The sequence below is a fragment of the Gemmatimonadota bacterium genome (assembly GCA_009838845.1).
GTDB lineage: Bacteria > Latescibacterota > UBA2968 > UBA2968 > UBA2968 > VXRD01.
Genome location: VXRD01000016.1, coordinates 17642 through 21602 on the forward strand (window position 1 = coordinate 17642; position 3961 = coordinate 21602).

Genomic DNA, 3961 nt, shown 5'->3' on the forward strand with positions numbered 1-3961 from the left:
GAGTTGGCGGAATACTATCGACAATTGAGAGACCCAAACAGCGATGGTGGTGACAAGTGGGTAGATTTAAATCGGCAGGATCCCAGTGCGCTTTCAAGTCTAAAATCAGAAACTGGAGGTGACAGGACCGAAGTCATCTTTGTGAATCAAACCAAAGGTGATATTTTCTTTTACTGGTTGGATTTTGACGGCAAGCTGAGATACTATGAACGCGTTGCTCCCAATCGCATTAGAGTGCAACGCACCTATACGGGGCATGTCTGGCTGGCCAAAGCCTACGGCAGGGATCTGGCTGTGTTTCAAGCCGGTGAAAAAACAGGACGGGCACTTATTTCTGAATGGCCTCCCGAGTTAGTGGAATGCCATCGACAATTGAGAGATCCAAACAGCGATAGCTGTGGCGAATGGGTGAACTTAAATCAGTACGATCCCGGTGCGCTTCCAAGTCTAAAATCAGAAACCGGAGGTAGCGATACTGAAATCATCTTTGTGAATCAAACTCAGGATGAAATTTTCTTTTATTGGCTGGATTTTGACCGCAAGCAGAAGTACTATGGACGCGTTGTTCCCAATCGCATTAGAGTGCAACTCACCTATACAGGGCATGTCTGGCTGGTCAAAAACGCCGCTGGCAGGGATCTGGCTGTGTTTCAAGCCGGTAAAAAAACAGGACGGGCACTTATTGATTGATAACATCACTCTCTAAGAAAGCCAATTAACTATTGACTCACAAACTATATTTTTTAAATTAACGCAAACGTATGTGTAAACCTGATGTAAATACTTGAAAGGAGTAACTCAGTGGCATCAAACACAAATCACCGCATCTTGAGATTTGCGTCCCTCAGCAGCATGATCCTTCTGATAGCACTCATCTTCAGCGGACATGCTCTTGCACAATTCACCTACACCTGGAAAACCGATACAACCTACGAAGGAACAGAATCGGCAACCCTCGTTCAACCCGTGCAGGTCATGTTCTTACACCAGCCAATACAGGTCGTGCCCCACAGCGCATCATTGCGTCTCATACAACAATATTCCGTATTACTCGGCACCGAATGGAGTGACGGACATGCTTACCGACTGCTCCAGACCTTTGAATCCATCCCGCAATTGAGTAACGACCCGTACAAAGAGACACCCAGCGTGTCATCCTCGTTATGGCAATTGACAGACCAGCATATTCAAAATGACATAGAAATTCGCATCCAGGATGGGCAGAAAATCGTCACCCTGTCCCGGGAAGCTTTTACCTATGCTGACCCATTGCTGGCTGAAATAGAGGGTGTGAGAGGCCGTTTCTTCTCCAAAAGACTCCACCATGCCGTCGTTCGCTATGTAACCGATGGTGGCGGGGATAGAGATGCGCTCAAGCAGATATTAGAGAAACGCTACGGCATAAGCATAGATGTGCCGGACTATACCGAACTCACTCAGAACACCACGAAGGAACATGCAGGTCGGTTTGGAGAATTCAAAAACGAAGAATTGATGGCACTTGTGAGTATGTTTGAAGAATACCCACAAGGCATGCTCAGCACACCAGGTCTGCAATATCTGGTGCGGCGATTGGATGGAACACCTCATCCGATTAACCCAACCGCGCCTGCTATAGCATGGACGACCGAAGGCTATATTGAGTTCATGGAATCCGCTTTTAAGGGACAGGATCTCGACTACATCCACCGCTTAATTCTCCATGAAAAAGCGCACTTTTTTTGGGCACACCTTTTTGATGATAAGCTAAAACAAGATTGGATTGAACTCGGTGGCTGGTATGTAAACCTCGATGACACAGATGGCTGGTCAACCACCAAACAGACCGAGTTTGTATCTGCTTATGCACACAAGAAGAATCCGAATGAGGATATGGCAGAAACAATCAGTTATTACATCGTAAACCCCGACAAATTGCGCTCGCGCTCCCCTGCCAAATACGAATTTATTCGAGACCGGGTCATGCACGGCACGCGGTACATCTCTCGGATACGCGAAGACCTGACATTTCAGGTCTATAATCTGTATCCCGATGTGGTGTATCCTGGGCGGATCATACGTGTTGACATACAGGTTGCGGGCGAACCGGAAGAGGATAAGGATATAACAATAGAGCTTGAGCTTCATCGGGAGAATGGCTTTGATAATGCCCAGGCATCACTCCTGAGAATTCACAGCGTAAAAGGTACCTTTTTTGACATCTGGCTTCATCCTGTAAGCGCCAATGGACAGCGCATGAATACAGGTCACATTTTGCGGGGGCATAAGACACTATCAAAGCACGCGGCATACGGTTATTGGGGTCCAGATCAAATTACCCTCAAGGATGCCCAGGGCAATGAACGCCACGAATCTCAGGTCGATTTTGGATGGAAACTCTATCTCAACAATCCGCTCGCAGATTATGAACCGCCGGATTACATCAAAAATACAATGCAACTCTCGTTGTCACCAGGCACAGCAGAAGGCAGAACATTGCAAATTCTCACCGCACGCTGGCGGCTTTTTGAAGCAATCGGTGTAAGGACAGTCTATGCACAACTGAATGATGCAAATGCTGAAACCTATTCTCGTCGCGCGACGGAACATGGGAAATATGATCCACAAACCGGTGAGGCAAGTGTTGAACTTGTGATTCCGGATTACTTCCCGGGTGGCACGTACAAACTCAATTTTATTAAGATGAAGGATATTGCGTTAAACGCTCAAGGCGTGTACTTTACCGATCCAGGACATGGATTACGGGATGAAGATGTCGTAATAGATGAAGTACCTGCTACTATTGTCGTTCAAACGACAAATCCCGACGACACCCTACCTGTGCTCGATTTAAATCAGATCACCATTCAAGCAGAACCGACCAATCCAGAAGCACCAAATGGCGAAACACAGGTCGATATTGCCTTTAAAATTAAGGACAACATCAGTGGATATAGTTCGACAGACATGTATTTACGCGACCCCAATGGTGTGAAACACCACTTTAGACATTACGATTCGGATTTTTCAAAAGTCTATTTTACACGCGATCCGGCTGTCTATCACACCTAACATAAAACGGTCATCTTGCCCGTCGGCAGTATTCCCGGAACATGGGGACTTGCTGAAATGAAGGTATGGGACAAGGCACAGAACATCCTTCGGGCGGACTTTACTGAAATCATCCGCTTTGAGGTAGAAGGAACCCCCCTTGTCTCTGTCGATTTTGATGGCGATGGACAGGTCGATATCGCGGACTTTCTGCTCTTTGTCGAAGTATTTGGAACCCAGAGTGAACAGGAGAACTTCGATCCAAAATTTGATCTCGACGGCAATGGAATCATTGGCATTCCCGACTTCCTCATCTTTGTGAATGCTTATGGCAAACCGGTCACTGGATAAGCGTTCACGCGGTCAAACACCACAAAGCCCGTCAATGCTCATGTGATTGACGGGCTTTTTTCTGTACTTGAGGCAGCGGCTTTTGGCGTGACACTATTTGTTCGCTATTCTCATTTTGGTAAAAAAATTCCCTGCCAACAGTCACTTTGGCAGGGAATTGCGTGATGTACTATGATGACTATTAAGCCATTATATTCACCTCCTTTCTATTTCCAGACCGCTATCCACTGATCCATCTTCTTGATATGACGTCGAGGCGGGAAGACGAACATGTAGCTATCAGCGTTCAGCTAACCGCTTGTTTTGCTGGCTGCTGAACGCTGATAGCTTGTTTTTCAGTACGCCATGATTTTAACCCTTAACTGGCACTGAAAATCACTAATCAGTCCCTTCACCACCGGCTGCGTATCCAGCTTCATAACCGTCCTGATAATCTGATGACGATTCACCCGCCGGGAGGACCGGGAGGACCGGGAGGACCGGGAGGACCTTCTGGTCCCGGTGGACCGGGAGGACCTGTGTCACCTGGATCACCAACCAGTCCTGCTGGTCCAGGAGGACCAGGACTGCCATCACTACC

3 protein-coding genes are annotated in these 3961 nt (G+C 47.3%); all 3 read left to right on the plus strand.

The window, feature by feature from the left end; genetic code table 11:
• Positions 1-690 (plus strand): hypothetical protein (locus F4Y39_02410; GenBank protein ID MYC12561.1); only part of this gene is annotated, 690 nt, incomplete at its 5' end.
• Positions 691-801: 111 nt separating this feature from the next.
• A complete protein-coding gene (locus F4Y39_02415; GenBank protein MYC12562.1) occupies positions 802-3051 on the plus strand; it encodes a hypothetical protein in 2250 nt (749 codons plus the stop codon).
• Positions 3052-3108: 57 nt separating this feature from the next.
• Positions 3109-3381 (plus strand): hypothetical protein, encoded by a 273-nt coding sequence (locus F4Y39_02420; protein MYC12563.1) that lies wholly within the window; start codon positions 3109-3111, stop codon positions 3379-3381.
• Positions 3382-3961: the final 580 nt, after the last annotated feature.